This is a genomic window from Amycolatopsis sp. cmx-8-4, assembly GCF_046548675.1.
GTDB lineage: Bacteria > Actinomycetota > Actinomycetes > Mycobacteriales > Pseudonocardiaceae > Amycolatopsis.
This window is the reverse complement of sequence record NZ_JAEBDZ010000005.1, coordinates 385,684-409,449: the sequence shown is the minus strand read 5'-3', so window position 1 is coordinate 409,449 and position 23,766 is coordinate 385,684. Positions and strand designations below refer to the sequence as shown.

The window sequence follows — 23,766 nt, the reverse complement described above, 5'->3', positions numbered from 1 at the left end:
GGCGGAGCACGACAATTCGGCCGCGCGTGGCCTCCACGGCCGGAGTTGTCCACATCTGCCCCGGCCTGTGGACGACGCCGCACGGCGACCGAGCATCTGCCGTGACCAGACGGACGACACGCGTGCTCGTACGGACGACACACGTGATCAGGGGGACGACACGGCGTCAGACCACCCGGGTACCGTCCTTCCAGACCTCGCGGATGTTCGAAGCCAGCCCCGGGAAGTCGTACGGGTCCCCCGACACCACCACCAGGTCCGCCCGCAGGCCGGCCTCGATGCGGCCCAGCTCGCCGTCCAGGCCCATGAGCCGCGCCGCTGACGACGTCGTCGCCTCCAGGACATCGCCCGGGGTCATGCCGCACGCCGCCATCAGGGCCAGCTCCTCCAGGTTCGTCCCGTGTGGGCCGACGCCGCTGTCCGTGCCCATCGCGATGCGGACGCCCGCCGCGTACGCGCGGCGCACCGAGTCGCGGTGGGCCTCCACCACCTCGCGGGCCTTCGCGACGACCGCCGCGGGCAGGTCGACGCCCGCGTCGGCCGCGCGGACCACGTTCACCGGGGCGATCAGCGTGGGGACCAGCCACGTGCCGTGGCCGAGCATCAGCTCGATCGCCTCGTCGTCCAGGTAGATGCCGTGCTCGATCGACCGGACGCCCGCGCGGACCGCGTTCTTGATGCCCGCCGAACCCTGGGCGTGCGCCATCACCGGCCGGCCCTGCATCGCCGCCTCGGCGACCAGGACCTCCAGCTCCTCCGGCGTGAACTGCGAGTGCCGCGGGTCGTCACGCGGCGAGAGCACCCCGCCGGTCGTGCACACCTTCAGCACGTCCGCGCCCGCGCGCAGCAGCGTCCGGGCGACGCGGCGCATCTCGTCGGGGCCGTCGGCCGTCGCGTCCGGGCGGCCCGGGTGCGGCACCAGCAGCGGGACGCACATCCCGGACGGGCTCCACGCGTCGCCGTGGCCGCCGGTCTGGCTGATCAGCCCGATCGAGATCTGCAGCCGCGGCCCCGGGATCAGGCCGTCGTCCACCGCCTGCTTGATGCCGAGGTCCGCGCCGGACGCGTCGCGGACCGTCGTGATGCCCAGCCCGAGTGTCGCCCACAGGTTCCGCGCGGCCTCGTAGAACTGGTAGGAAAACGGTTTCTGCACCCGCGCCAGCAGCCCGATGTCCGACACCGTGACGTGCACGTGGCAGTCGAACAGCCCCGGCAGCAGCACCGCGCCGGCGCAGTCGACGCCCTCGTCGCCGTCCAGGTCCGTCCCGACTTCGACGATCCGGCCGTGCTCGACGGCGACGTCGGCCGCCGCCGGGTCCGAGCCGGTGCCGTCGAACACCGAACCGCCGGTGAACACCGTGCGAGTCACGCCGCCTCCTGGGGAGAAGCCTGTCGTTGGACCAGAGCGGCCAGTGCGAGGACGACGACGTTCGCGCCGAGCCCGACCAAGCCCACGTTGACGGTGCCGACCAGGTGAGTGTCCACAAAGGTCAGCCAGATGACGACGAGCTCGCCGGCGATCAGCCCGGCGAGCACCGGGCCCTTGCCGACCGGCACGCGCCGGAAGAAGCCCAGCAGGTTGGCCGGGGCCAGCTGGACCGACCCCGAATAAGTGAGCAGCAGCAGGTTGGCCAGCAGATCCGGCCGGAAGATGCCGAGCACAAGGGCAAGAGTACTCGCGACCACAACCGTGCCGTGGTTGATCCAGAACTGCTTGCGGCCACTGCGGACACGGACTATGTTGCGCGCCACCAGCGACGAGATACCGATCAGGATCCCGGCCGCCGGGACCATCGCGGTGGCCGTCGCGGCGACCACGACGATGCCCGTCACCCAGCCCGGCAACGCGTCCTTCGACAGCGTCAGCAGTACGCCGTTCGGGTCACTCCCTTTGGGCACCACGAGGATCGCGGCGAACCCGATGACCATCGGCAGCAGCAGGCACAGCTCGTACACCGGCATCCAGGCGTAGTTGCGCCGCAGCACCTTCGGGTCGCGCGCCGACATCAGCGCCGGCCACGAGTGCGGCAGCGTCATCAGGCCGACGCCGATGGCGCTGACCAGCATGCTCGTGATGAACCAGACGTGGTCGTTCGCTCCACTGTGGACGATCAGCTTCTCGGGGTGCAGCTGCTCGATCTTGTGGAACACCGCGGGAATCCCGCCCGCGAAGTGCGTCGGCACGGCGATGATGAGCACCACCAGCGCGACGAGCATGATGCCGTCCTTGAAGTAGGACGTCGCCGCGACGCCGCGCAGCCCGGCCCACAGCACGAACGCGACGATCAGCACGCTGCCGGTCACCATGCTGAGCGTGCCGGACGCGTTGTCGCCGGTGACCAGCCGGACGATCAGGCCCAGCCCGGTGATTTGCAGCTGCAGGTAGGGCAGCACGAACACGACGCCGAGCACCGCCGACAGCGTGCCGAGTGCCCGGCTGGAGTAGCGGTCCTCGAGGAAGTCGCCCTGGGTGAGGTAGCCGCGGTCCCTCCCCATCGTCCACAGCCGCTTGGCCAGGAAGAACAGCACGACGTAGGCGATCGGCACGTACGGCAGCGCGTACATCGCGGCGACGCCGCCGGAGAACGCGAGCCCGGCCATGCCGAGGAAGGTGAAGGTGGTGAACACCTCCCCCGCCTGCAGGAACCACATGGTCATGGCGCCGAAGCGCCGGCCGCCGACGGTCCACTCCGCCAGGTCGGCGACGGGCTTGCGGCGGCCGACGAAGCCGAGCACGCCGATCAGGACGATGCCCACCAGGGTGAAGGTGAGGATCACGCGTCGTCCTCCTCCCCCGCCGCGCGCAGCAGCCGTTCCGACAGCAGCAGCGCCGGGGTGAACATCAGGCACCAGAACGCGCCCCACACGACCATCCGCGGCAGCCCGAGCCACAGCCCGGTCGTGTTGACGAACGGCAGGAACGGCATCAGGACCAGCGCGAGCACCGGGAGCAGCGGCGGCCAGTGGTAGCGGCGCACGGCGTCACCCGGCCAGGAGCGCGAGCCGGCGGACGGCGAGCTCGGCCAGCAGCGCGGCGCCGTCGCCGAGCACGCTGTCGTCGAACCGCGCGCGCGGCGAGTGGTTGTCCGGCGCGGTCGCCGGGTCCGTCGGGCACGCGCCGAGGAACAGGTACGCGCCGGGCACGCGCTCGAGGACGCGGGAGAAGTCCTCCGACCCGGTGATCGGTTCGGCCATCTCGGTGAACCGCTCCGCGCCGAAGACGTCGCGGATGGTGGCCGCGACGAAGTCGTACGCGCCCGCGTCGTTGACCGTGGCCGGGTATTCGGGCTCGAAGGTGACGTCGATGTCGAGGCCGTGCGCGGCGGCGATGCCGCGGCAGACCTGGACGGCGCGGTCGCCGACGCGCGCCGCCGTCTCCGGCGAGAACGACCGCAGCGTCGCCTCGAACACCGCGTCGTCCGGGATGATGTTGCGCCGGGTGCCGGCGTGGAACGTCCCGACGGTGACGACGACCGGGTCGAAGACGTCGAAGGCCCGCGTCACCATCGTCTGCAGCGCGGTCACCATCTCGCAGGCGGCCGGGATCGGGTCGCGCGCGTCCTGCGGGGACGAGCCGTGGCCGCCCTCGCCCCGCACCCAGACGGCGAGCGCGCCGGAGGCCGCCATGAGCGTGCCGGGGCGGGCGGTGAACTGGCCCTTCGCGTAGCTCGCGGCCGAGACGTGCAGGCCGTACGCGGCGTCGACGTGCTTGCCGGACGCCGTCAGGACGCCTTCCTCGATCATGTGGCCGGCGCCGTCCCAGCCCTCTTCGCCGGGCTGGAACATGAACACGACGTCACCGGGCAGGTCGGCTTTGCGGGCGCAGAGCAGCCGGGCCGCGCCGACCAGGCCCGCGGTGTGGAGGTCGTGGCCGCAGGCGTGCATGGCGCCGTCGAGCGTCGAGCTGAACTCCTCGCCGGTCGCCTCGGTGACCGGGAGCGCGTCCATGTCGCCGCGCAGCAGGACGGTCCCGCCGGGTTTGCCGCCGCGCAGGACGCCGGTGATCGACGAGAGGTTCTTGCCGACGCTCAGTTCGAGGTCGAGGCCGTCGAGGGCGGCGAGGACGCGCTCCTGCGTGCGCGGCAGGTGCAGGCCGATCTCGGGGATGCGGTGCAGGTCACGGCGCAGAGCGACCAGATCGTCGAGCAGGACGGCGGCGTCGGAGCGCAGGGTCATCCGCCGATCATGCGAGAGTCGAGCACAATGGCGGGAGAAAATCCTCAAAACCACCGTTTCGAGGGCTGATGAGCGAAGAATCCGCCATGTTGGACGAGCAGGACCTCAAACTGGTCGACGCGCTGCAGGCGGCGCCGCGGGCGTCGTGGTCGACGCTCGGGAACGCGCTCGGGCTGGGCGCGGTGACCGCCGCCCGGCGCTGGGACGGCCTCGTCGAACGCGGGGACGCGTGGCTCACCGCGTACGCGGGCGGGGAGCTCACCGCGCAGCTCGCGCTGGCGTTCGTCGAGATCGACTGCGCGCCCGGCGCGGCGCTGCGCGTCGCCGACGTGCTGGCCGCCGACGTGCACGTCGTCACCGTCGAGTACCTCGCGGGGCGGTTCGACCTGCTCGCCCACGTCGTCGCGCCGACGTTGCGGGAGCTGGGCGCGCACGTGCTGGACCGGGTGACGGCGGTGCCGGGCGTGACGCGCGTGCGGACGGTGCTCTCGCCGCGGATGTTCACCGAAGGCAGCCGGTGGCGGGTGCGGGCGATCTCCCCCGGGCAACGGGAAGCGCTGACGCCGAAGCCGGTGCGCCACCGCGCCCCGCTGCGCTTCGACGACGCCGACCGGGCGCTGATCCTGGCGCTCGGCGTCGACGCGCGGGTGTCGGCGGCGGCGCTGGCGGCCGAGCTCAGCGTCGGGGCGACGACCGTGCGGCGCCGGCTGGACGCGCTGCTGGCCCGGGGCGCGATCCGCGTCCGGTGCGAGATCGCGCGGTCGGCGTCACCCGCGCCGGTCACCGTGACGCTGTGGCTGCGGGTCCCGCCGGACAAGCTGGAGACGACGGCCCGGTCGCTGGCCATGCTGCCGGAGGTCCGGATGTGCGCGGCGGTGTCCGGCGAGGCGAACCTGATGCTGGTGGTGTGGCTGCCGACGCAGCACGACACGGTGGCGCTGGAGAGCCTGATGGCCGCGAAGCTGCCGTGGCTGGAGATCGCCGGCCGGGCCGTCACGCTGCGGAGCGTCAAGCTGATGGGTCGGCTGCTCGACTCCGCGGGCCGGGGCGTCGGCCGTGTCCCGCTGGACTTCTGGGCCGCGGTCCCCGTGCCGGAGCACGGGGACCGCAGCTGAGCCGGTCCGGGGATGGGGGGTGAGGTGGAGGGAAGCATCCACCGGACCGGGGACTTCGGGGCCGGCGACCGAGGGGGCGGACGCCGGACCGGGATCCGGGCGGAGCGTGGAAGTTCCGACGCCGGATGCGCGTGACCGGAAGCGGATCTCGCGTGACTGGGGACGTGACTCGCGTGATGGGGGACGTGAGTCACGTGTCCAGAAGGGGATCTCGTGTGTCTGGAAGGGCATCTCGCGTGATTGAAGAGTCATCACGCGTGATTGGAGGGTCGACTCGCGTACCTGGGGAGTTGGGGGGTTCCGGGCCGGCAGGTTGGGGGGTGAGGTGGAGGGAAGTCGCCTGCCGGGCCGGAACTCGAGGGGCGGGGTCCGCACCCGCCGTTTCCTCCTTCGTCTGATCCGCGGGGATCGTTGTGGGGTAGGGAATCCCGGCCTGGTGGGCAAGGGGGGTGAGGTGGAGGGGAAACACCCACCGGGCCGGAACTCACGACCGGGACCGTGGTCCCGGGTACTGCTACCGGCCCGGCGAACGGGGGGGGTGAGGTGGAGGGAAGTGTTCGCCGGGCCGGGGATCGTGGGGCGGGTCAGTACCCGCCCGATGACGCTGCCGCAACCTGCTGGGCGTCGGGTTTGCGGGCCGGGTCGACCTTGCAGCCGCTGGGTTCCACGGCGTACCAGGTGTTCCCGACGCCGTGCCCGGTGGCTTCGCCGGGCGCGCCGTCCTTGCTGTAGGTGTAGACCGGCCAGCCGCCGACGGTCACCTGCATGGTGCCGTCCGGGCGCCGGATCTGGCCGATGAGGCCGGTGTCGACGCTCTCGGCGACGGTGATCCGGCCGTCCACCCGCACCGGCGGCCACGTCTTCGCGCAGGCACCGTCGCAAGTGGACTCACCGGAGTCCTTGCCGTCCTTGGTGAACAGGTAGAGCGTGTCGCCCGCCTGGTCGGTGAGGACCGGGCCGAGGCCGCCGACGTCGGTGGTACCGATCGTCGTCGGCTTGGCGGGTTCGGTGGCCGGGGCGCCGCTCTGGCCGGCCGCCTTCCCGCCGGTCGGGGTGATCGCCGCCCAGTCCGCGCTGACGTTCTGGCCGAGCGCGATGCCCCGGCCGGTGTCCTTGGCGTACCGGTAGACCGGCCAGCCGCCGACGGTCACCTGCCGCTGCCCGTCGGGTCTGGTGACCTCGCCGACGAGCTGCGCGTCCACGCCGGCGGCGAGCGCCGGGGCGTCGGAGACCAGCGGGGGCCACGTTTCCGCGCACGCGCCGTCGCAGACGGCCTTCGCGGGCTTGGCGCTGTCCTTCGCGTACCGGTAGAGCGTGTGGCCTTCGGCGTCGGCCAGGACCGTGCCGAGACCCTCCACTGTGGACGCGACGAGCTGGACTCGGCCGGCACCGGCCGGAACCGTGCTCGCCGGCTGCTGCTGCTGGAGACCGAGTGCCGCCGGCTGAACGTTGCCGGACGTGGCGTACGGATTGGTCCCGCAGGCCGTGACCAGCGCGAGGCCGGCGACGGCGAGCAGAGCGGCAGCGACCGGGCGAGCACGGTTCATGACGTTCACCCTTCCTGGAGCGATGACCGGTGGAGACGGTGGAGCGTTATTCCGCGCAGGCCTTGCCCGAGTTGACGCAGTTGACGAGGCGGTTCATGATCTTCTTGCTCATCACGTTGCCGAAGTCGTCGTGGTCGGAGCGCGGGTTGTGCTTCTCTTGGGCGAACGCGTCCACTTTGTACTGGCCGTTCTGCTGGACGTCCTGCGGGACGTCGTAGACCAGCGTCACCTGCAGCTGCGGGATGTTCTTGAACCCCTGCGGGCACTTGCCCTGCTGGTCGGCGAACACCACGTGGGTGCGGTGGTTCGCGCTGTCGGTGTTCTTGCCGTCCCAGCAGTTCGGGAAGGCGTGGATGCGCTCGACCTTGCTGCCCGCCGGGCAGATCGGGTAGAGGTCGGTCAGCCGGTCCTCGAACCCGGTGCAGGTCCAGCTGGGCCGGGCGTTGGCCGGGCCGTTGGTGCTCTGCTTGGCGTCACCGTAGAGGATCTTCAGTCCGAGCGGCATCGCGACGACGTTCTTCGCGCCGCCACCGATGAACTTCAGGGTCGCGGACTCGGGCTCGACGATCTCGCCGTCGTTGTCGCCGACCTCTTCGTTCGCGCCTTCGGGGCCGCCCAGTACCTCGGACGGCGGTGCCGCGGCGCTGCTGCTCTGGTTGCCGTTCTGGCCGCCCTGGTTCTTGCCGCCGCCATTGTTGTTCTGGCCGCCGTTGTTCTGGCCGCCGCGCCGGCGGTCCTGGCCCTGCTGCTGGTTCTGACCGTCCTGCTGCTGGGCGTTCTGGTCACCGCGCGTCGCGCCGCCACCGGTGTTCTTTTTCTTCTGCTGACCGTTCTGGTCCTGCGCGTTCGGGTCCTGCGTGGCCTGGTCCTGCGCGCTGGGGTCCGCGTTCGGGTCGGCAGCGTTGGGATCCGCAGCGTTGGGGTCGGCCGCGTTCGGGTCGGCCGCCGCCTGGTCCTGGCCCTGTCCGGCGGCGTCCGCGGCTTGGGCGTCCGCCGCGCTCTGGTCCTGCTGGACGTCGCCGGTCTTGCCCTGCTGCGACTGCTGGGCCTGCTGGTTTTCGCTCTCGTTCGCCGCGTTGTCCTCGCGGTCGATGCGGATGACCGGCCAGAAGTAGGCGGACTGGTCGCCGTTCTTGCAGGTGGTGTCGCCGGCGAGCAGGCTCTTGAGGCTCGAGTCGGCGTCGGTGGTCACGTTGCCGACGTAGTCGTGCAGGTGCTGCGCACCGTTCTTGATCCCGGGCTGGGCGATGAAGTTGTCCGGGTTGTGGTGGGCGCCATCGGCGTTCGTTCCACAGTCGACGGTGAAGGAGCCCTGCGCACCCTTCTTCTTCAAGGCCGCGTTGACGTTGTTGCCGGCGGGAACCTTGTTGATGTCGATGAAGAACGACGGGTCTGCGGGGTCCGCGCTGGCCTCGCCCGTGCGGCCCGTCGAGACCGCGACGGCGAGTGCGCCGACGGCGATCGCCAGGCCGAGCGCGCCCATCGCGATCTTGGTTCGACGGGCAACACGATGCTTGCCCGTCACGGGGGACCGAGAATTCCGGGGCATGGACTAGTTCACCTCGTTCGTTATTCCGGGCGCGCCGAACAGCGCGGCAGCCCGGGCAAGAACTACCGATAATTGAGGTCGTGATTGGTGCGGAACCCGGGGGAAGTGCCGACCGGGGCCTGCCGCCGTGCGTTCCGGCGTCGCTGCCCGGTGCCACTCGGTTCCGGCTCGGGGGCTATCGGGTGCATCGGGGGATGCATTGGGGGATACGGACGCTGGTGGTGTGAGGTTCAAAAGCGACCGGCCCGTTATCTTTTCGTTATCCAACGCCGCGCAACCGGACAGCATTCACCCAGGTCACCGGGGATCAGGCGGAAAAATGATTCAGTACTGCAGTCTCAACGTTGCACCATGACGAGGACGGTGCCGTCCTCACCACGGACCTCGAACCGGCCGATCTGGTCCATCGTCATCGACGTGGACCCCTGCAGCCGCAGCGGTTCGGGTGAGCCGGGGATGCCGAAGCCCTTGGGCGGCACCGACCAGCCGGTGACGACGCGCTCTTCGCCCGCGGCGGAGATGGCGACCAGCTGGCAGTTGAGCGGCCCGACGATCCCGCGCAGCTCGAGCTCGACCCGGCTGCCCCACTCGACGGGCAGGACGGTGACGAGCGCGTTGACGGCGGACCCGCCGCTGCCGCGGCCGTAGGTCTGGCCGCCACCGGGCGGCCGGCTCGTCGACGCGGCGGACGGCGGTGGCGTGGACGTCGCGGGGACGCTCGTCACCGCGGACGCCGGCTTGCCGCTCGGCGCGGACAGGGAGGCGGGCGGGACGGCGTCGGCGGGCCGGACGGCGAGCGTCACGAGCGGGCCGGCGATGACGAGCGCGGCGGCCGCGGTGCCGGCGATGATGCCGGCCCGGCGCCGGCGCCGCCGTTTCACGGACGCCTCTTCCATCAGGCCGCGCAGCACGCGGGGCCCGGGGGCGAGGGTGCGCGGGCCGGGCGCGGGCATCGGGGGCTCGGGCCAGCTGCGCTTGACGAGGTCGAGCACGTCCGGCAGCTGGTACAGCTCGATCAGGTCGAGCTGGCAGTCGGGGCAGTTCATCAGGTGGGCTTCGAACTGGTTGTTCTCGGCCTCACTGAGGACGCCAAGCACGTACGCGGCGACGTCGGTGTGTGCGGACCCGGCCACCTCAGCTCACCCCCGCTCGCGCAACGCTCGGCGCAGGGCGCGGACGGCGTGGTGGATGCGGGACTTGATGGTGCCCGGGGGCACGCCGAGGGTCGCCGCGACCTCGTTCACGGTCCGATCGCGCAGGTAGGTCTGCTGGATGGCCTCCCGCTGCTCGGGCGAAAGCCCCTGCAGCGCCTCGTAGACGATCATCGCGGCGAGCGTGCGGTCCGACTCGTCGGACACCGTGATCGCGTCCGATTCGATCTCTTCGAGCTCCTGGGGACGGACGCTGCGGCTGCGCCAGCCGTCGATGACGGTCCGCCGGGCCACCGTGAACAACCACGCGCGCAGCATCTCCGGCCGGCGGTCCAGCTTGTCCGCGTTCCGCCACGCCTTGATCAGGGTCTCCTGCACGACGTCTTCGGCCCACTGCCGGTCGTGGCCGGTCAGCCGGAGCGCGAACGCCATGAGGGACCCACCGAACTCCTGGTAGAGCGCCTTCGCCAGATCATCGGAGGCGTCGTTCGGCTCGACAACGACGACTTCTTGATCTTCGACGGGTCTCAGCGCTCGAGTGTGCCGTCCCACGCGGGACATCCTGGTGTGCCGGAGGCCCGGAGTCCAGTACCAAATGAGCCCGAAAGTTTTTTGAACCGTTTCCGGACCGTGTCCGTATCCCCTACCGAAGGCCCCCGACAAGGCGTTGTCCCCCGCAACGCTCCGCATCCACCCCGGACCAGTCGTCCACAGTGGATCTTCCGCGCGCTTTTTCGTTGCACCCCCGGCAACAGCGCGTAGTCATGCCCCACGGAGGAGCAGTGATCCGCATTCCCCGACCGGTGGTCCCCGCCGCCGTGTGCCTCACCGCACTCGCTCTGCTCACCGCCTGCACCGCCGGCGCCGCGACCACTTCCGGCGGTTACGCCGCAGGTGGGGGCGCCGGCATGCAGATGCCCGGCCAGCAGGCCCCGATGACCCTCGCCATGCCGCAGCCGATCACGGCCAACCCGAACGACCCCGCGAAGAGCCAGATCCGCGCCGCCAAGACGTTCGACCTCGGGCTCATGCTCGTCGACGGAACCGGCTACACGATCTACCGCTACGACCGGGACTCGTCCGACCCGTCCCGGTCCAACTGCACCGGCGCCTGCGCGACCAAGTGGATCCCGGTCAACGTCGGCGGCCCGGCGCCGATCGACGTCGACCCGTCCCTGATCGGGCAGCTCACCCGCGACGACGGCAGCCAGCAGCTCACGCTCGCCGGCTGGCCGCTCTACCACTTCACCGGCGACAGCGAACCCGCCGACACGTCCGGCCAGGGCGCCGAGCAGGCGTGGTACCCCATCGCGCCGGACGGCAAGAAGATCACGCTCACCCAGGACGAGTGGAGGCAAAATGCGTTCGGCCTCTGAGTTCGCCGCGCTGGAGCTCGACCCGCCGTCGCACCTCGAACGCTCCCGGCCGCTGGTCCGGATCCTGTTCGTGGTGGTCGCGGTGCTGGCGCTGCTCGCGCCGGGCTCGGCCTCGACCGCCCAGACCACGGCGGTCTCCCCCACCGACTCGGTGCTGCTGACGAAGGTCCGCCAAGCCGGTCTGTGGGAGATGCCCTCCGGCATGATGGCCATGCAGAAGGGCAGCCCGCTGGTCAAGGAAGTCGGCTTCGCGATCATGATGGATCACGGCCGGCTCGACGTCGCGACCCGCGCGCTGTCGGCGAAGCTGAACTCGCCGGTGCCCGACCAGCCCTCCGACGAACAGCGCGGCTGGCTGCTCGAAGAGATGAACGCGGCCCCCGGCCCGGCGTTCGACCGCGTCTTCACCAACCGGCTGCGCGCGGCGCACGGCCAGGTGTTCGCCATCCTCGCGCAGCTGCGGGCCGGCACCCGCAACGACGACGTGCGGGCGTTCGCGACCGTCGGCAACCAGGCCGTGATGCGGCACATGACGATGCTCGAGAGCACCGGGATGGTCGACTACACCGCCCTGCCCGAGCCCGCGGTGTCCACCACCGCGGCGCCCGCCGGGGCCTCCCTCGGCCTCGACACGTCCCAGATCGCCGTGGTGGCGGCCCTGTTCCTGCTGGTCGGTGGCGGCCTGTTCTACGTGCTGCGCCAGATCAAGGGCAACCGCGGCCGCGCCCGCGCCCGGACCTCGTCCCGGCCCGCCGGAGTGAGAACCGGGGGCAGTCATGGTTGAGACCTGGCACGACGCGACGATCCTGATCACCCAGCAGTTCCAGCCGAAGACCGACCCGGCGGCGCGCGGCCTCGCCGCTTTCGCGGCCCGGGCGTCCTACGCGGCGATGATGCTGACCCTCACCTGGGGCGTGCTCACCGCCACGGGCTGGGTGCGCTCGGTCACCGGCCGCAAGGCGCTGCGCAGCTCGCACCTGGTCCTCGCGACCGGCACGCTGATCTTCGGCGGCATCCACGCGCTGGGCTTCTTCTACCTGACCATCCAGCCCTACAGCCTGCAGTACCTGTTCCTCCCGTTCCTGTCCGGCCAAGAGATCCGGCACAGCATCGGCATCGTCGGTTTCGAGGTCATGGTGGCCATCGCGCTCACCGCCGGCCTGCAGCGGTTCACCTCCTACCGCCGCTGGCTGTGGCTGCACCGCTGCGCCTACCCGGCCGTCGCGCTGACCGCGTTGCACGCCTGGTTCGGCTCGATCGCCAACGGCCACCTCGCGGTCGTCTGGCTGGGCGGCATCACGCTGCTCATCCCGGCCGCGACGCTGTCGCTGCTGCGGTTCATGCCGGCCCGCACCCTCGAACGCATCGGACTCGTGGAAGAGCAGGTGGCTTGACATGCCGCTCCGTTTGCCCGGTGGCGGGCCCCGGATCAGCGTCGACAACGACCGGTGCGAGCTCTACGGCATCTGCGCCATGGAGGCGCCGGACGTGTTCGATCTCGGCCAGGACGGCCGGCTGCGCTTCCGCACGCGGCTGCTGGACGAAACCACCATGGAACAGGCGAAGATGGCCGCTCGCTGCTGCCCGATGCAGGCGGTCGTGATGAGAGGGGACCTCGATGGCTGACGGCGACCGGATCGTCATCGTCGGTGCGGGTGTCGCGGGGTTGCGCGCCGCGGAACGACTGCGGGAACAGAACTTCGACGGCGAGATCGTGCTCATCGGCGACGAGGCCCGGCGCCCCTACCACCGGCCGATGGTCTCCAAGGCCTTGGTGATGGGCACCGAACGGCCCAGCGACGTGGGCCTTTCGCACTACCTGCCGGACCTGGACGTGCACTGGCGCCTCGGCGCGCGCGTGACGCACCTCGACACCACCGAGCGGGTCGTGCACCTGCCCGGCGGCGAATCCCTCTGGTACGACGGCCTGATCGCCGCGACCGGCGTCTACCCGCGGCACCTGCCCGGGTCGCCGCGGCACGACCCGCGCGTGCGGATCCTGCGCACGGTCGAGGACTCGATGGCGGTGCGGCGCTGCCTCAACGCCAGCAAGAAGCCGGCCGTCGTGATCGGCGCCGGCCTGATCGGCAACGAGTTCGCCGCGAGCATGCGGCACATCGGCCGGGACGTCACGCTGATCGGCCACGCGAAGGCGCCCCTGCACCGCTTCGGCGACCGCGTCTCGAGCGGCGTCGTCGAGGCGCACCACGAGCACCGCGCGAAACTGTCGATGAAGAGCGAAGTGCGGCACTGGATCAGCACGAAGGACACCGTCGGGCTGCACCTGACGAACAACCAGCTGCTGGTCGCCAGCGTCGTCGTGCTCGCCATCGGCAGTGTCCCGTCGGTCGACTGGATGCGCGGCTCCGGCCTCGACATCAGCGACGGCGTGCTCTGTGACTCGAAGCTGTTCGCCGAGGGCGCGTCCGACGTCGTCATCGCCGGTGACATCGCGCGCTGGCCGAACCTGCGTTTCGACGAGACCCCGCGGCGGGTCGAGCACTGGATCAACGCCGTCGAGTCGGCCCGGCACGCGGCGGACAACCTGCTGCTGGGCCAGTCGAGCGCCAAGCCGTTCACCCCGCTCCCCCGGGCGTGGTCGACGCTGTACGACACGCGGCTGCAGATGTGCGGCATGCCTTCGCTGGCCGAAGACACCGTGACGCTGGCCGACGGCATCACCGGCTTCATCCGCGACGGCCGGCTCGTCGGCGTCTCGTCGTGGGACAAGCCGCGGGCCATGCTCGACTGGATGGCCGAGCTGGACCGCCGCCTTCCCGCCCCGGACTTCGTCCCGGAGCCGGAGCCCGCTCCCGCGGTGGCCGAGGTCCCGGTGGTCGAACCGTCGATCGCGGCACTGGCGGCCGAGGTGCCGCCGGAGTTCGAGAGCGGCTTCGACGCCCAGGCCTTCGAGCGCGAGTTCGAGAGCGAGTTCGCGAACAACATCCCGACGACCGCGTTCGCCGCGCAGTCCCTGCCCGCGCCCCCCACGACGGCGTTCGCCGCGCAGTCGCTGCCGGCGGAAGCGCTGCCGACGATGGCCATCCCGATGGGGAGGTAACCAAGACGGGGGCGAGGCTGCGCGCGGCGGCCCTCGCCCCTCGGCCGGTCACCACACACCCTCCGCGGCTGGGTGGCGTGGTGACCGGCCCCCACAACAGCGTCCCCCTGCCCGCCTCGCGCCCGGACTCGGGCCGAGCGTCCGGCGGGCCAGGAGAGGGCCATCCCGAGGGAACCCGACACCCCTCGAGATGGCCTTCTTCCGGCTCGCCGGACGGGGGTCCGGGGTCGTGCGCCACGGCGGTCCGCTGCCGGGGCGTGTGCCTCGTGAAGGCCTTCCCGCCCGGAAGGGTATGCCGGCGTGAAGGTCTTCACGGGGACTGAGTGCACAATCGGGGTTGCACCGGCCAGGGCCGGTTCGAGGGAACGGGAACCCTCGAACCGGCCTTCGCTGTGCGTGGGGCCGTCAGGTCCGGCACTCCCGCCGCTCCCCGAACGCCCCAATGTGGCGTTCGGTGCGTTGGACGCACCGAACGCCACATTGGGTGCGTCAGATGCACCCAACGCCACATTGGGGCGTACGGGACCCGCGTCAGGTCAGGTTTTCGACGATGGTCACGTTGGCCGTGCCGCCGCCTTCGCACATCGTCTGCAGCCCGTAGCGGCCGCCGCGGCGCTTCAGTTCGTGGACCAGCGTCGCGAACAGCTTCGTGCCCGACGCGCCGATCGGATGGCCCAGCGCGATCGCACCGCCGTTGACGTTCACCCGGGACGGGTCGGCGCCCATCTCGTCGATCCACGCGAGGACCACGCTCGCGAACGCCTCGTTCACTTCGAAAAGATCGATGTCACCGATCGTCAACCCGGTGCGACGCAACGCGTGCGCGGTCGCCGGGATCGGGCCGGTGAGCATCCAGACCGGGTCCGCCGCGCGGACCGACAGGTGGTGGATGCGGGCCATCGGCGCACACCCGTGGTCGCGCACGAATGACTCGGACGCGATGAGCGTCGCGCTCGCGCCGTCCGAGAGCTGGCTCGCCACCGCCGCCGTGATGCGCGATTCCGGCGACAGCGGTTTCAGTCCCGCCATCCGTTCCAGGGAAGTGTCGCGGCGCGGTCCTTCGTCCTTGCCGAATTCTTCGTAGGGCGCTATTTCGTCGTCGAACAATCCGCCGTCGGACGCCGCCGCCGCGAGCTGGTGACTCCGCAGCGCGAATTCCTCCATCGCGACGCGGGAAATGTCCCAGTGCCCGGCGATCATGTCCGCGCTGCGGAACTGCGACACCTCATTCGCGCCGTAGCGTTCCTGCCAGCCTTTCGAGCCGGAAAACGGATCCTCGAACCCGTATTCGCGCCCGGCGAGCATCGCCGCGCCGATCGGGACGGCGCTCATGTTCTGCACGCCACCGGCCAGCACCAGGTCCGCCGTGCCGCTCAGCACGGCCTGCGCCGCGAAGTGCACCGCCTGCTGGCTCGAGCCGCACTGCCGGTCGACGGTCACCCCCGGCACGTGCTGCGGGTAGCCGGCCGCCAGCCACGACGTCCGCGCGACGTTGCCGGCCTGCGGGCCCAGGGTGTCGACGCAGCCGAAGATGACGTCTTCCACCAGTTCCGGGTCGACGCCGGTGCGCTCGACGACCGCGCGGATCACGTGCGCGCCGAGGTCGGCCGGGTGGACCGCGCTCAGCGCTCCGCCGCGCTTGCCGACCGGCGTCCGCACCGCGTCCAGGACATACGCTTCAGCCACGCCGCCTCCGCTTGTTCGTTCCGATGCCGTCGAGCAGGATCCCGAGGTACTGCTCCGCGACGTCCTGCGCGGTGAGCGCGCCGTCGGGGTTGTACCAGCGCACGGCCACCCACACCGTGTCGCGGATGAAGCGGTAGGTCAGCTCGACGTCGAGGTCCGCCCGGAAGATGCCGTCCGCCACGCCGTCGGTGAGGATGCCGTTCCACAGCTTGCGGAACTCGGCGTTGCGGTCGTTGAGGTAGGCGAACCGCGGCAGCTGCATGAGGTGCTTGGCCTCGTTCTGGTAGATCGCGACCTGCGCCGGGCGCCGGTGGATCGAGTCGAACGACGCCACGACGACCGCTTCGAGCGTCTCGCGCGGGCCGAGCCCCTGGGCGACGATCTCGGCGTAGGAGCCGAACAGCTCGTCGAGGAAGCCGGTGAGGATCTCGTCGGCCATCGACTCCTTGGAGTCGAAGTGGTGGTAGAGGCTGCCCGAGAGGATGCCGGCGGCGTCGGCGATGTCGCGCACGGTGGTGGACACGTACCCGCGCTCGGCGAACAGCCGCGCGGCCAGGTCCAGCAGCTCCGCACGGCGGCTGTTCTTCACAGTGTTCATTTCTCCTCCGCGGGAAAAAGTACGTCGTCGGTACTCATCCAGGCACCTCACGCACGTTGCGAACTCACGGACACGACCTCGCCGGTGAGGTAGGAGGAGTACTCACTGGCCAGGAACACGATCACATTCGCCACTTCCCACGGCTGCGCCGCCCTCCCCGAAACCTCGCGGGCGGTCAGTTCTGCGAGCAGCTCGTCGCTGGTCACCTTGGCGAGGAACGGGTGCATCGCCAGGCTGGGGGCGACGGCGTTGATCCGGACGCCCAGCGGCGCGGCGTCGACGGCCGCACACCGCGTCAAGGCCATCACGCCGGCCTTGGCCGCCGCGTAGTGCGCCTGCCCTCTCTGGGCGCGCCAGCCGAGCACGGACGCGTTGTTGACGATCGCCCCGCCGTCGCCCTGGACGGCGAACCGGCGCAGGGCCGCGCGGGTGGCGCGGAAGGTGCCGTTGAGGGTGACGTCGAGGACGCGGGTCCACTCCTCGTCGGTCATGTCCACCAGGGACTTCGTGCCGCCGAGCCCGGCGTTGTTGACGACGACGTCGATCCGGCCGAACCGCTCGACGCTGCCGTCGATGAGGGCCTGCACTTGTTCCTCCTGAGTGACGTCGCAGGGGATCGCGTGGACGTCGCCGAGGTCCGCCAGCTCCGCGGCCTTCTCGCCGAGGCGGCGTTCGTGCCAGTCGCTGACGACGACCTTCGCGCCCTCCTCGAGCGCGCGTTTCGCCGTCGCGGAGCCGATCCCGGTGCCGGCCGCGGCGGTCACGACGACCACCTTGTCCCGCAGCAGGTTCGCGCCCTCGGGGTACTTCGGGACGGTGATCACGGGCGCGCCTCCCGGGGCAGGCCGAGCACGCGCTCGGCGATGATGTTCCGCTGGATCTCGTCGGAGCCGCCGTAGATCGTGTCGGCGCGGGTGAACAGGTAGAGCCGCTGCCAGTCGTCGAGCCCGCCGGGCGCGAGCAGCCCGGCCGCGCCGCGGATCGCCATGGCCAGCTCGCCGAGCGTCCGGTGCCAGTTCGCCCAGACGAGTTTCGCGACCGACGCCGTGCCGGGACCGGTGTCGCCGAGCGTGCGGATGGCGTGCGCGCGCATGACTTCGAGGCCGAGCCAGGCGCGGTCGACGCGCTCGGCGAGCACCGGGTCGTCGAGGGCGCCGGTGCTCCGGGCCAGGTCGGTCAACGCCGTCAGCTCGCGCCGGAAGCCGACCTGCTGGCCGAGGGTGGCGACGCCGCGTTCGACGGCCAGGGTGCCCATCGCGACGCGCCAGCCGTCACCCGGCTCGCCCACCACCAGGCCGCGCGCGGTGCGGGCGCCGTCGAAGAAGACCTCGTTGAACTCCGCCGTGCCGGTCAGCTGGACGATCGGGCGGACGTCCACTCCGGACTGTCGCATCGGGACGAGCAGGTAGGACAGTCCCTTGTGGCGCTTCGAGCCGGGTTCGGTGCGGGCGATGACAAAACACCAGTCCGCGTGCTGCGCCAGCGACGTCCAGACCTTCTGCCCGGTGACCACCCACTCGTCACCGTCGAGCCGGGCCGACGTCGAGACGGCGGCGAGGTCGGAGCCCGCGCCGGGTTCGGAGTAGCCCTGGCACCACAGTTCTTCGGCGGCGACGATCGGCGGCAGGAACCGGCGCTGCTGTTCCGGGGTGCCGAACGCGATGAGCGTCGGGCCCAGGAGTTCCTGGCCGAAGTGCCCGACCTTGGCCGGAGCGTCGGAGAGGGCGTACTCCTCGTGGAAGACGACCTGCTGCTCGAGGGTCGCGCCGCGGCCGCCGTGCTCGACGGGCCAGCCGACGCAGTTCCAGCCGCCGGTGGCGAGTTCGCGTTCCCAGGCCAGGCGCTCTTCGAACGCCTCGTGCTCGCGGCCGGGGCCGCCGCGGCCGCGCAGCTTCGCGAAGTCGCCGCGCAGGTGTTCGGCCAGCCAAGTCCGCACTTCGTCACGGAAGTCGTCCACCACGCCGCCTCCTCGACTCTGGCCAAAACCGGGGCTCCTGCGTAGGCTACCCTACCAAGCACTTGCTAGGGAGGCCGTGATGACGGAGACCGTCCCGGCGGCGCTCGACGCCGCGGCGGAGCGGTTCCCCGCGCGTGAAGCACTGGTGGACGGCGACGTCCGGCTGACCTGGCCGGAGCTGGCTTCGCGGGTGCGGCAGTGCGCGAACTTCTACGCCGCCGCGGGGATCGGGCCGGGTGACCGCGTCGCGGTCTGCGCGCCCAACACGTGGCACTGGCCGGTCGCGGCGCTCGGCGCGCACTACGCCGGCGCGACGCTGGTGCCGATCAGCACCCGTTTCACCGCGCGGGAAACCGCAGACGTCCTGACCCGCGGCGGCGTCTCGGCCCTCGCCATCACCGGGACGTTCCTCGGCGCCGACCGGCTCGCGGACCTGACCGAACGCCCGCCCACGGTCCTGCGGATCCCGGTCGAGGGCCCGGAAGACCCGGTCGACGGCGTCACCGAATGGGCCGCACTCGACAGCTTCGACGACACCTTCACCAGCCCCGCGCGGCCGGACGACGTCAGCGACATCCTCTTCACCTCCGGCACGACCGGCCGCAGCAAGGGCGCGATGTCGTCGCACCGGCAGGCCCTCGGCGTCGCCGCCGCGTGGGCCGAGTGCGGCGAACTGAACGCACACGACCGCTACCTCGTGATCAACCCGTTCTTCCACAGTTTCGGCTACAAGGCCGGGATCCTGGCCGCGACGCTGCACGGCACGACGCTCGTGCCGCAGCGCACCTTCGCCGTCGCCGAGACCCTCCGGCTGATCCAGGACGAGCGGATCTCCGTGCTGCCGGGCGCGCCGACGATCTTCCAGGTCCTCCTCGACGCCCCCGACCGCCCCGCGTACGACCTGTCCACGCTCCGGCTGGCCGTCACCGGCGCGGCGACCGTCCCGGTGGCGCTCGTCGAACGGATGCAGGCGGAACTCGGCTTCGACCTGGTCCTCACCGCGTACGGGCTGACCGAAGCCGTCGTCGCGACGATGTCGCTGCGCACCGACCCGCCCGACCTGATCGCGCGGACCGTCGGCCGGCCCGCCGCCGGGTTCGAGGTCCGGCTCGGCGAGCGTGACGAGGTGCTGCTGCGCGGGCCGAACGTGATGCTCGGCTACCTCGACGACCCGGCCGCCACCGCCGAGGCGATCGACACCGACGGCTGGCTGCACACCGGCGACGTCGGCGTCCTCACCGGGTCCGGGCACCTGCGGATCGTCGACCGGATCAAGGACATGTACATCTGCGGCGGCTTCAACGTCTACCCGGCCGAGGTCGAACAGGCGCTCGGCTGGCTCGACGGCGTGGCCGAGGCCGTCGTCGTCGGCGTGCCGGACCCGGTCTACGGCGAGGTCGGCAAGGCCTACGTCCGGCCGCGACCGGGCGTCACACTGTCCACTGAGGACGTCCTGAACCACTGCAAGGCCAACCTGGCGAACTACAAGCGGCCCCGGCACGTCGAGTTCCGGGACGAGCTGCCGCGCACGCCGTCGGGCAAGGTGCTCAAACGAGTTCTGCGGGAGGAAGCATGAGCGACATCGGCGAGGAGGTCACGTACGAGGTGCGCGGGCCGGTCGCGGTCGTCACCCTGAACCGGCCCGAGTACCGCAACGCGCAGAACTCGGCGATGACCTACGCGCTGGACGCCGCGTTCACCCGGGCCGTCGACGACGCCGAGGTGAAGGTGATCGTGCTGGCGGGCGCGGGCAAGCACTTCTCCGCCGGGCACGACATCGGCTCGCCGGGCCGCGACGCGGACGTCTCGTTCGAGCGCAAGGCCGTGATGTGGTGGGACCACGTCGACGCGGCGGGCGGTGACCAGCGGTTCGCGCGGGAGTCCGAAGTGTACTTGGGGATGTGCCGCCGCTGGCGGGAGATCCCGAAGCCGACGATCGCCAGCGTCCAGGGCGCGTGCATCGCCGGTGCGTTGATGCTGGCCTGGGTGTGCGACCTGATCGTCGCCTCCGACGACGCGTTCTTCGCCGATCCCGTGGTGCGTATGGGGATTCCCGGCGTCGAGTACTTCGCGCACCCGTGGGTGCTCGGGCCGCGCCGGGCCAAGGAGGTCCTGTTCACCGGCGAGCGCTTCACCGCCCAGCAGGCCCTCGACTGGGGCATGCTGAACCGGGTCGTCCCGCGCGCCGACCTCGAAGAGGAGACACTCAAACTGGCCACGAAGATCGCCGAGATGCCCCGGTTCGGCCTCGCGCTGGCCAAGAAGGCCGTGAACCAGGCCGAGGACCAGATGGGCTTGCGGTCCGGAATGGACAGTGTGTTCGGGTTGCACCACTTCGCGCACGCGCACAACGCCGAGACCGCCGGCGACTCCCTGGCCGGGTTGGACGCCCGGTCCATGCGGGATCGCTGATGGACCTCGACCTCTCCCCCGACGCCGAAGCGTTCCGCGACGAAGCCCGCGAATGGCTGGCGTCGCACGTCCCCGCCGAACCGCTCCCCTCGTTCGACACGCCGGCGGGCTTCGCCGCCCACCGCGAGTGGGAGGCCGAGCTGGCCGACGCGCGCTGGTCGGTCGTCTCCTGGCCGGCGGAGTACGGCGGCCGCGACGCGAGCCTCCTGGAGTGGGTGCTGTTCGAGGAGGAGTACTACGCGGCCGGCGCGCCACTGCGCGTCAACCAGAACGGCATCTTCATGCTGGCGCCGACGCTCTTCTCCCACGGCACCGACGAGCAGCTGGCCCGGATCCTGCCGAAGATGGCGCGCTCCGAAGAGGTCTGGGCGCAGGCGTGGTCGGAGCCGGAGGCGGGCAGCGACATCGCCGCGCTGCGCAGCACGGCGTCGCGAGTGGACGGTGGCTGGGTCCTCAACGGACAGAAGACGTGGAGTTCGCGGGCGGCCTACGCCGATCGCGCGTTCGGCCTGTTCCGCAGCGACCCCGAAGCCGAACGGCACCGCGGCCTGACCTACCTGATGGCGGACCTGCGCGCCGACGGCGTCACGGTGCGCCCGATCCCGCAGCTGGACGGCGAGCCGGGCTTCGCCGAGATCTTCTTCGACGACGTCTTCGTTCCGGACGCCGACGTCATCGGCGAGCCCGGCGCCGGCTGGAAGGTCGCGATGACGACGGCCAACAACGAACGCGGGCTGTCGCTGCGCAGCCCCGGCCGGTTCCTCGCCGCGGCCGGCCGGCTGACGGCGCTGTGGTCCGGCGCGGGCCGTCCCGAAGCCACCGCGGACCGGGTGGCCGACGCCTGGATCGGCGCCCGCGCCTACCAGCTCTACACGTTCGGCACGGTCACCAAGCTCGCCGAAGGCGGGCAGCTCGGGCCGGAGTCGAGCGTCAACAAGCTCTTCTGGTCGCACCTGGACGTCGAGCTGCACGAGACGGCGCTCGACCTGCTGGGCCCGGACGCCGAGCTGCGCGGCCCCTGGAGCGACGGCTGGCTGTTCTCGCTGGCCGGCCCGATCTACGGCGGCACCGACCAGATCCAGCGCACGATCGTCGCCGAACGCCTGCTCGGCCTGCCCCGGGAGGACCGATGAGGTTCGGATTGACCGCCGAGCAGACGGCGTTCGCCGCGTCCCTGCACGACCTGCTGTCCACAACGGACGACTGGCCGAAGCTCGCCGACCTGGGCGTCACGGCGCTCGGCGTCCCCGAGAAGCACGACGGCCTGGGCGCCTCCCCCGTCGACCTCGTGGTCGCGTTCGAGGCCCTGGGCCACCACGGCGTGCCGGGGCCGTGGACCGACACGGTGGCCGTGCTGCCCGCGTTGCTCGACGACCCGGTGCTCGCGTCGGTGGCCGCCGGCGAGACGCGGGCGTCGGTGGTCCTCGCGCCGCACGTGCCCTACGCGCTCGACGCCGACACAGCCGACCTGCGGGTTTTCCTTGATGGCAAGCGCTTGCGCACCTTCACCCCCGGCGATCAACTGTCCTCGGTGGACCCGTCACGACGGCTCTTCGAAGCCGTTCCCGGCGAGGACCTCGGACCGGCGCTCGACCCGGCGCGCGCGTTCGATCTGGGTGTCCTGGCGACGGCGGCCCAGCTGCTCGGCGCCGGGAACTGGCTGCTGACGACGTCTGTCACCTACGCCGGGCAACGGCGGCAGTACGGCCGCGAGATCGGGCGGTACCAGGCCGTCAAGCACCTGCTCGCCGACGTCGTCACGGCGCTGGAGCTGGCGCGCCCGTTGCTGTACGGCGCGGCCGTGACCCTCGCTTCGGAAGACGTCTCGGCGGCGAAGGTGGCCTGTGGCGAGGCCGCGTTGCTCGCGGCCCGCACGGGCCTGCAGGTGCACGGCGCGATCGGCTACACGGCCGAGCACCCGCTGGGCCGGCGGCTGCTGCGGGTCCGGGCCCTGACCACGGCGTGGGGCACGGCGGCGGCGCACCGGCGCCGGGTGCTGGCGGCGCTCGGATGACCCCGGAGCAGGACGAACTCCGTGCCACGGTCCGGAAACTCCTGGACCGGGAGGCCGAGCCGTGGCCCGCGCTGTGCGACGTCGGCGTACCCGCGCTGGCCATCCCTGAGGAGCACGGCGGCCTGGGCGCGGGACTCACGGAACTCCGGATCGTCGCGGAGGAACTCGGCCGCGTGCTGTCGGACGTGCCGTTCCTCGGCTCGGCCGTCACGACCCGGGCCGTGCTCGCCAGCGGCGACACCGCGCTGCTCCCCCGGCTCGCCTCGGGTGCGGTCGCGGCGCTGGCCTGGACCGGCGAGGACGGACGCTGGGACACGGCGGCCTGCCGGGACGATTTGTCGACCGTGGACGGACGCGCGCACTACGTCCTGGACGGCGACACAGCGGAAATCCTACTGGTTGCCACGGCCGACGGACTGCACGAAGCGGACCCGGCCGACGCGGTCCGCGAGCACGTGCCGTCCCTGGACGAGACGCGCCGGTTCGCCACGGTGACCTTCGACCACACCCCCGCCCGCCGTCTCGGCCCCCTGGACGTCGGCGCGCTACGCGACTTCGCCTGCCTGCTCCTCGCCGCCGAACAGACCGGCGCGGCGGCGAGGGCGCTGGAGATCACCGTCGACTACACGAAGCAACGGCAGCAGTTCGGCCGCCCGATCGGCGGCTTCCAGGCGCTGAAACACCGCATGGCGGACCTGCACGTCCTGGTGGAGACGGCCCGCTCGGCGGCATACGCGGACTTGGCGGCGGTGGCGAAGGTGTACTGCTCGGAAGCGCTGTCGGCGGTGGCAGCGGAGATGATCCAGCTGCACGGCGGCATCGGCATCACGTGGGACCACCCGGCGCACCGCTACTTCAAGCGCGCCCACTCGGCGTCGCAGCTGTTCGGTGCGCCCCACCACCACCTGCCACGCGTGCGCTGAGCGTTCAGCCGCCCGCTACCTCAAGCGCCCGCCAAGGCGCGCGGTCGCGGCGGACCACGGCCGCCGGGGACATCACGGCCCCCAGCCTGTGACGCCCGCCGGGGCGGCGTACCCGGGGGTACGCCGGCCCTTTTCGAAAGTCGTGCCGACGGGGTGTCGATTCCCGCTACGGTCGTTCGACGCACGGTCGAAGGACCACCC

General features: G+C 71.4%; 23 protein-coding genes. 11 read left to right on the top strand and 12 right to left on the bottom strand.

Annotated elements, in window-relative coordinates:
- Window positions 1-166 precede the first annotated feature (166 nt).
- Genes ACLJQZ_RS13510 through ACLJQZ_RS13495 form a run of 4 tightly spaced genes read right to left on the bottom strand, consistent with a single transcriptional unit; the run spans window position 167 to window position 4,176 of the window.
- Window positions 167-1,369 (bottom strand): amidohydrolase family protein, encoded by a 1,203-nt coding sequence (locus ACLJQZ_RS13510; protein WP_410620342.1) that lies wholly within the window; start codon window positions 1,367-1,369, stop codon window positions 167-169.
- Window positions 1,366-2,778, bottom strand: a complete 1,413-nt coding sequence (locus tag ACLJQZ_RS13505; protein WP_410620341.1) for a sodium:solute symporter family protein — start codon at window positions 2,776-2,778, stop codon at window positions 1,366-1,368. Before ACLJQZ_RS13505 ends, ACLJQZ_RS13510 begins: the two co-directional genes overlap by 4 nt.
- Window positions 2,775-2,978, bottom strand: a complete 204-nt coding sequence (locus tag ACLJQZ_RS13500; protein ID WP_247063390.1) for a hypothetical protein — start codon at window positions 2,976-2,978, stop codon at window positions 2,775-2,777. The genes ACLJQZ_RS13505 and ACLJQZ_RS13500 overlap by 4 nt, the downstream gene beginning before the upstream one ends.
- Window positions 2,979-2,982: 4 nt before the next feature.
- On the bottom strand, window positions 2,983-4,176 hold the full coding sequence (locus tag ACLJQZ_RS13495; RefSeq protein ID WP_410620340.1) for a M20 metallopeptidase family protein: 1,194 nt from the start codon (window positions 4,174-4,176) through the stop codon (window positions 2,983-2,985).
- A gap of 68 nt (window positions 4,177-4,244) precedes the next feature.
- On the opposite strand from ACLJQZ_RS13495, the gene ACLJQZ_RS13490 reads away from it, so the two are divergent.
- Window positions 4,245-5,291, top strand: coding sequence for an Lrp/AsnC family transcriptional regulator (locus ACLJQZ_RS13490; RefSeq protein ID WP_410620339.1), 1,047 nt, complete (start codon window positions 4,245-4,247; stop codon window positions 5,289-5,291).
- Between the two features lie 584 nt (window positions 5,292-5,875).
- On the opposite strand, the gene ACLJQZ_RS13485 is transcribed toward ACLJQZ_RS13490, so the two are convergent.
- The 4 genes from ACLJQZ_RS13485 to ACLJQZ_RS13470 form a co-directional block, all read right to left on the bottom strand.
- Window positions 5,876-6,838, bottom strand: a complete 963-nt coding sequence (locus ACLJQZ_RS13485; RefSeq protein ID WP_410620338.1) for an SCO0930 family lipoprotein — start codon at window positions 6,836-6,838, stop codon at window positions 5,876-5,878.
- Between the two features lie 46 nt (window positions 6,839-6,884).
- Entirely contained in the window at window positions 6,885-8,387 is a 1,503-nt protein-coding gene (locus ACLJQZ_RS13480; protein ID WP_410620337.1) for a DUF1996 domain-containing protein, read from the bottom strand.
- 338 nt (window positions 8,388-8,725) lie between these two features.
- On the bottom strand, window positions 8,726-9,520 hold the full coding sequence (locus tag ACLJQZ_RS13475) for a zf-HC2 domain-containing protein (RefSeq protein ID WP_247063382.1): 795 nt from the start codon (window positions 9,518-9,520) through the stop codon (window positions 8,726-8,728).
- Between the two features lie 6 nt (window positions 9,521-9,526).
- Window positions 9,527-10,090: a sigma-70 family RNA polymerase sigma factor gene (locus ACLJQZ_RS13470; protein ID WP_410620336.1), complete on the bottom strand. Its 564-nt coding sequence runs from the start codon at window positions 10,088-10,090 to the stop codon at window positions 9,527-9,529.
- 230 nt (window positions 10,091-10,320) lie between these two features.
- Here ACLJQZ_RS13470 and ACLJQZ_RS13465 point away from each other — a divergent pair, with 230 nt between their 5' ends.
- Genes ACLJQZ_RS13465 through ACLJQZ_RS13445 form a run of 5 tightly spaced genes read left to right on the top strand, consistent with a single transcriptional unit; the run spans window position 10,321 to window position 13,975 of the window.
- Window positions 10,321-10,914: a hypothetical protein gene (locus ACLJQZ_RS13465; protein ID WP_247063380.1), complete on the top strand. Its 594-nt coding sequence runs from the start codon at window positions 10,321-10,323 to the stop codon at window positions 10,912-10,914.
- The gene (locus tag ACLJQZ_RS13460; RefSeq protein WP_410620335.1) at window positions 10,898-11,698 is read left to right on the top strand and encodes a DUF4142 domain-containing protein; all 801 of its coding nucleotides are present in this window, start codon (window positions 10,898-10,900) and stop codon (window positions 11,696-11,698) included. The genes ACLJQZ_RS13465 and ACLJQZ_RS13460 overlap by 17 nt, the downstream gene beginning before the upstream one ends.
- A complete protein-coding gene (locus tag ACLJQZ_RS13455; RefSeq protein ID WP_410620334.1) occupies window positions 11,691-12,308 on the top strand; it encodes a hypothetical protein in 618 nt (205 codons plus the stop codon). The genes ACLJQZ_RS13460 and ACLJQZ_RS13455 overlap by 8 nt, the downstream gene beginning before the upstream one ends.
- A 1-nt stretch (window position 12,309) precedes the next feature.
- Window positions 12,310-12,540: a ferredoxin gene (locus ACLJQZ_RS13450; protein ID WP_247063377.1), complete on the top strand. Its 231-nt coding sequence runs from the start codon at window positions 12,310-12,312 to the stop codon at window positions 12,538-12,540.
- Entirely contained in the window at window positions 12,533-13,975 is a 1,443-nt protein-coding gene (locus ACLJQZ_RS13445) for an NAD(P)/FAD-dependent oxidoreductase (protein WP_410620333.1), read from the top strand. Before ACLJQZ_RS13450 ends, ACLJQZ_RS13445 begins: the two co-directional genes overlap by 8 nt.
- Window positions 13,976-14,506: 531 nt before the next feature.
- Here the strand turns inward: ACLJQZ_RS13445 and ACLJQZ_RS13440 are convergent.
- The 4 genes from ACLJQZ_RS13440 to ACLJQZ_RS13425 are packed head-to-tail and all read right to left on the bottom strand — an operon-like array spanning window position 14,507 to window position 18,219.
- On the bottom strand, window positions 14,507-15,661 hold the full coding sequence (locus ACLJQZ_RS13440) for an acetyl-CoA C-acetyltransferase (RefSeq protein WP_410620332.1): 1,155 nt from the start codon (window positions 15,659-15,661) through the stop codon (window positions 14,507-14,509).
- Complete coding sequence (locus tag ACLJQZ_RS13435) at window positions 15,654-16,259, bottom strand: TetR/AcrR family transcriptional regulator (protein WP_410620331.1); 606 nt, start codon at window positions 16,257-16,259, stop codon at window positions 15,654-15,656. Before ACLJQZ_RS13435 ends, ACLJQZ_RS13440 begins: the two co-directional genes overlap by 8 nt.
- A gap of 47 nt (window positions 16,260-16,306) precedes the next feature.
- Window positions 16,307-17,083 (bottom strand): SDR family oxidoreductase, encoded by a 777-nt coding sequence (locus ACLJQZ_RS13430; RefSeq protein WP_410620330.1) that lies wholly within the window; start codon window positions 17,081-17,083, stop codon window positions 16,307-16,309.
- Window positions 17,080-18,219, bottom strand: a complete 1,140-nt coding sequence (locus ACLJQZ_RS13425) for an acyl-CoA dehydrogenase family protein (RefSeq protein ID WP_410620329.1) — start codon at window positions 18,217-18,219, stop codon at window positions 17,080-17,082. The genes ACLJQZ_RS13430 and ACLJQZ_RS13425 overlap by 4 nt, the downstream gene beginning before the upstream one ends.
- A gap of 76 nt (window positions 18,220-18,295) precedes the next feature.
- Here ACLJQZ_RS13425 and ACLJQZ_RS13420 point away from each other — a divergent pair, with 76 nt between their 5' ends.
- The 5 genes from ACLJQZ_RS13420 to ACLJQZ_RS13400 are packed head-to-tail and all read left to right on the top strand — an operon-like array spanning window position 18,296 to window position 23,565.
- Complete coding sequence (locus ACLJQZ_RS13420) at window positions 18,296-19,792, top strand: FadD3 family acyl-CoA ligase (RefSeq protein ID WP_410620328.1); 1,497 nt, start codon at window positions 18,296-18,298, stop codon at window positions 19,790-19,792.
- Window positions 19,789-20,628 carry an enoyl-CoA hydratase gene (locus ACLJQZ_RS13415; RefSeq protein ID WP_410620327.1) on the top strand — a complete coding sequence of 280 codons (840 nt, stop codon included), beginning with the start codon at window positions 19,789-19,791 and terminating at the stop codon, window positions 20,626-20,628. Before ACLJQZ_RS13420 ends, ACLJQZ_RS13415 begins: the two co-directional genes overlap by 4 nt.
- Window positions 20,628-21,761, top strand: a complete 1,134-nt coding sequence (locus ACLJQZ_RS13410) for an acyl-CoA dehydrogenase family protein (protein WP_410620326.1) — start codon at window positions 20,628-20,630, stop codon at window positions 21,759-21,761. The genes ACLJQZ_RS13415 and ACLJQZ_RS13410 overlap by 1 nt, the downstream gene beginning before the upstream one ends.
- Complete coding sequence (locus tag ACLJQZ_RS13405; RefSeq protein ID WP_410620325.1) at window positions 21,758-22,642, top strand: acyl-CoA dehydrogenase family protein; 885 nt, start codon at window positions 21,758-21,760, stop codon at window positions 22,640-22,642. The genes ACLJQZ_RS13410 and ACLJQZ_RS13405 overlap by 4 nt, the downstream gene beginning before the upstream one ends.
- Window positions 22,639-23,565, top strand: a complete 927-nt coding sequence (locus ACLJQZ_RS13400) for an acyl-CoA dehydrogenase family protein (RefSeq protein ID WP_410620324.1) — start codon at window positions 22,639-22,641, stop codon at window positions 23,563-23,565. Before ACLJQZ_RS13405 ends, ACLJQZ_RS13400 begins: the two co-directional genes overlap by 4 nt.
- The last annotated feature ends 201 nt before the right edge of the window (window positions 23,566-23,766 follow it).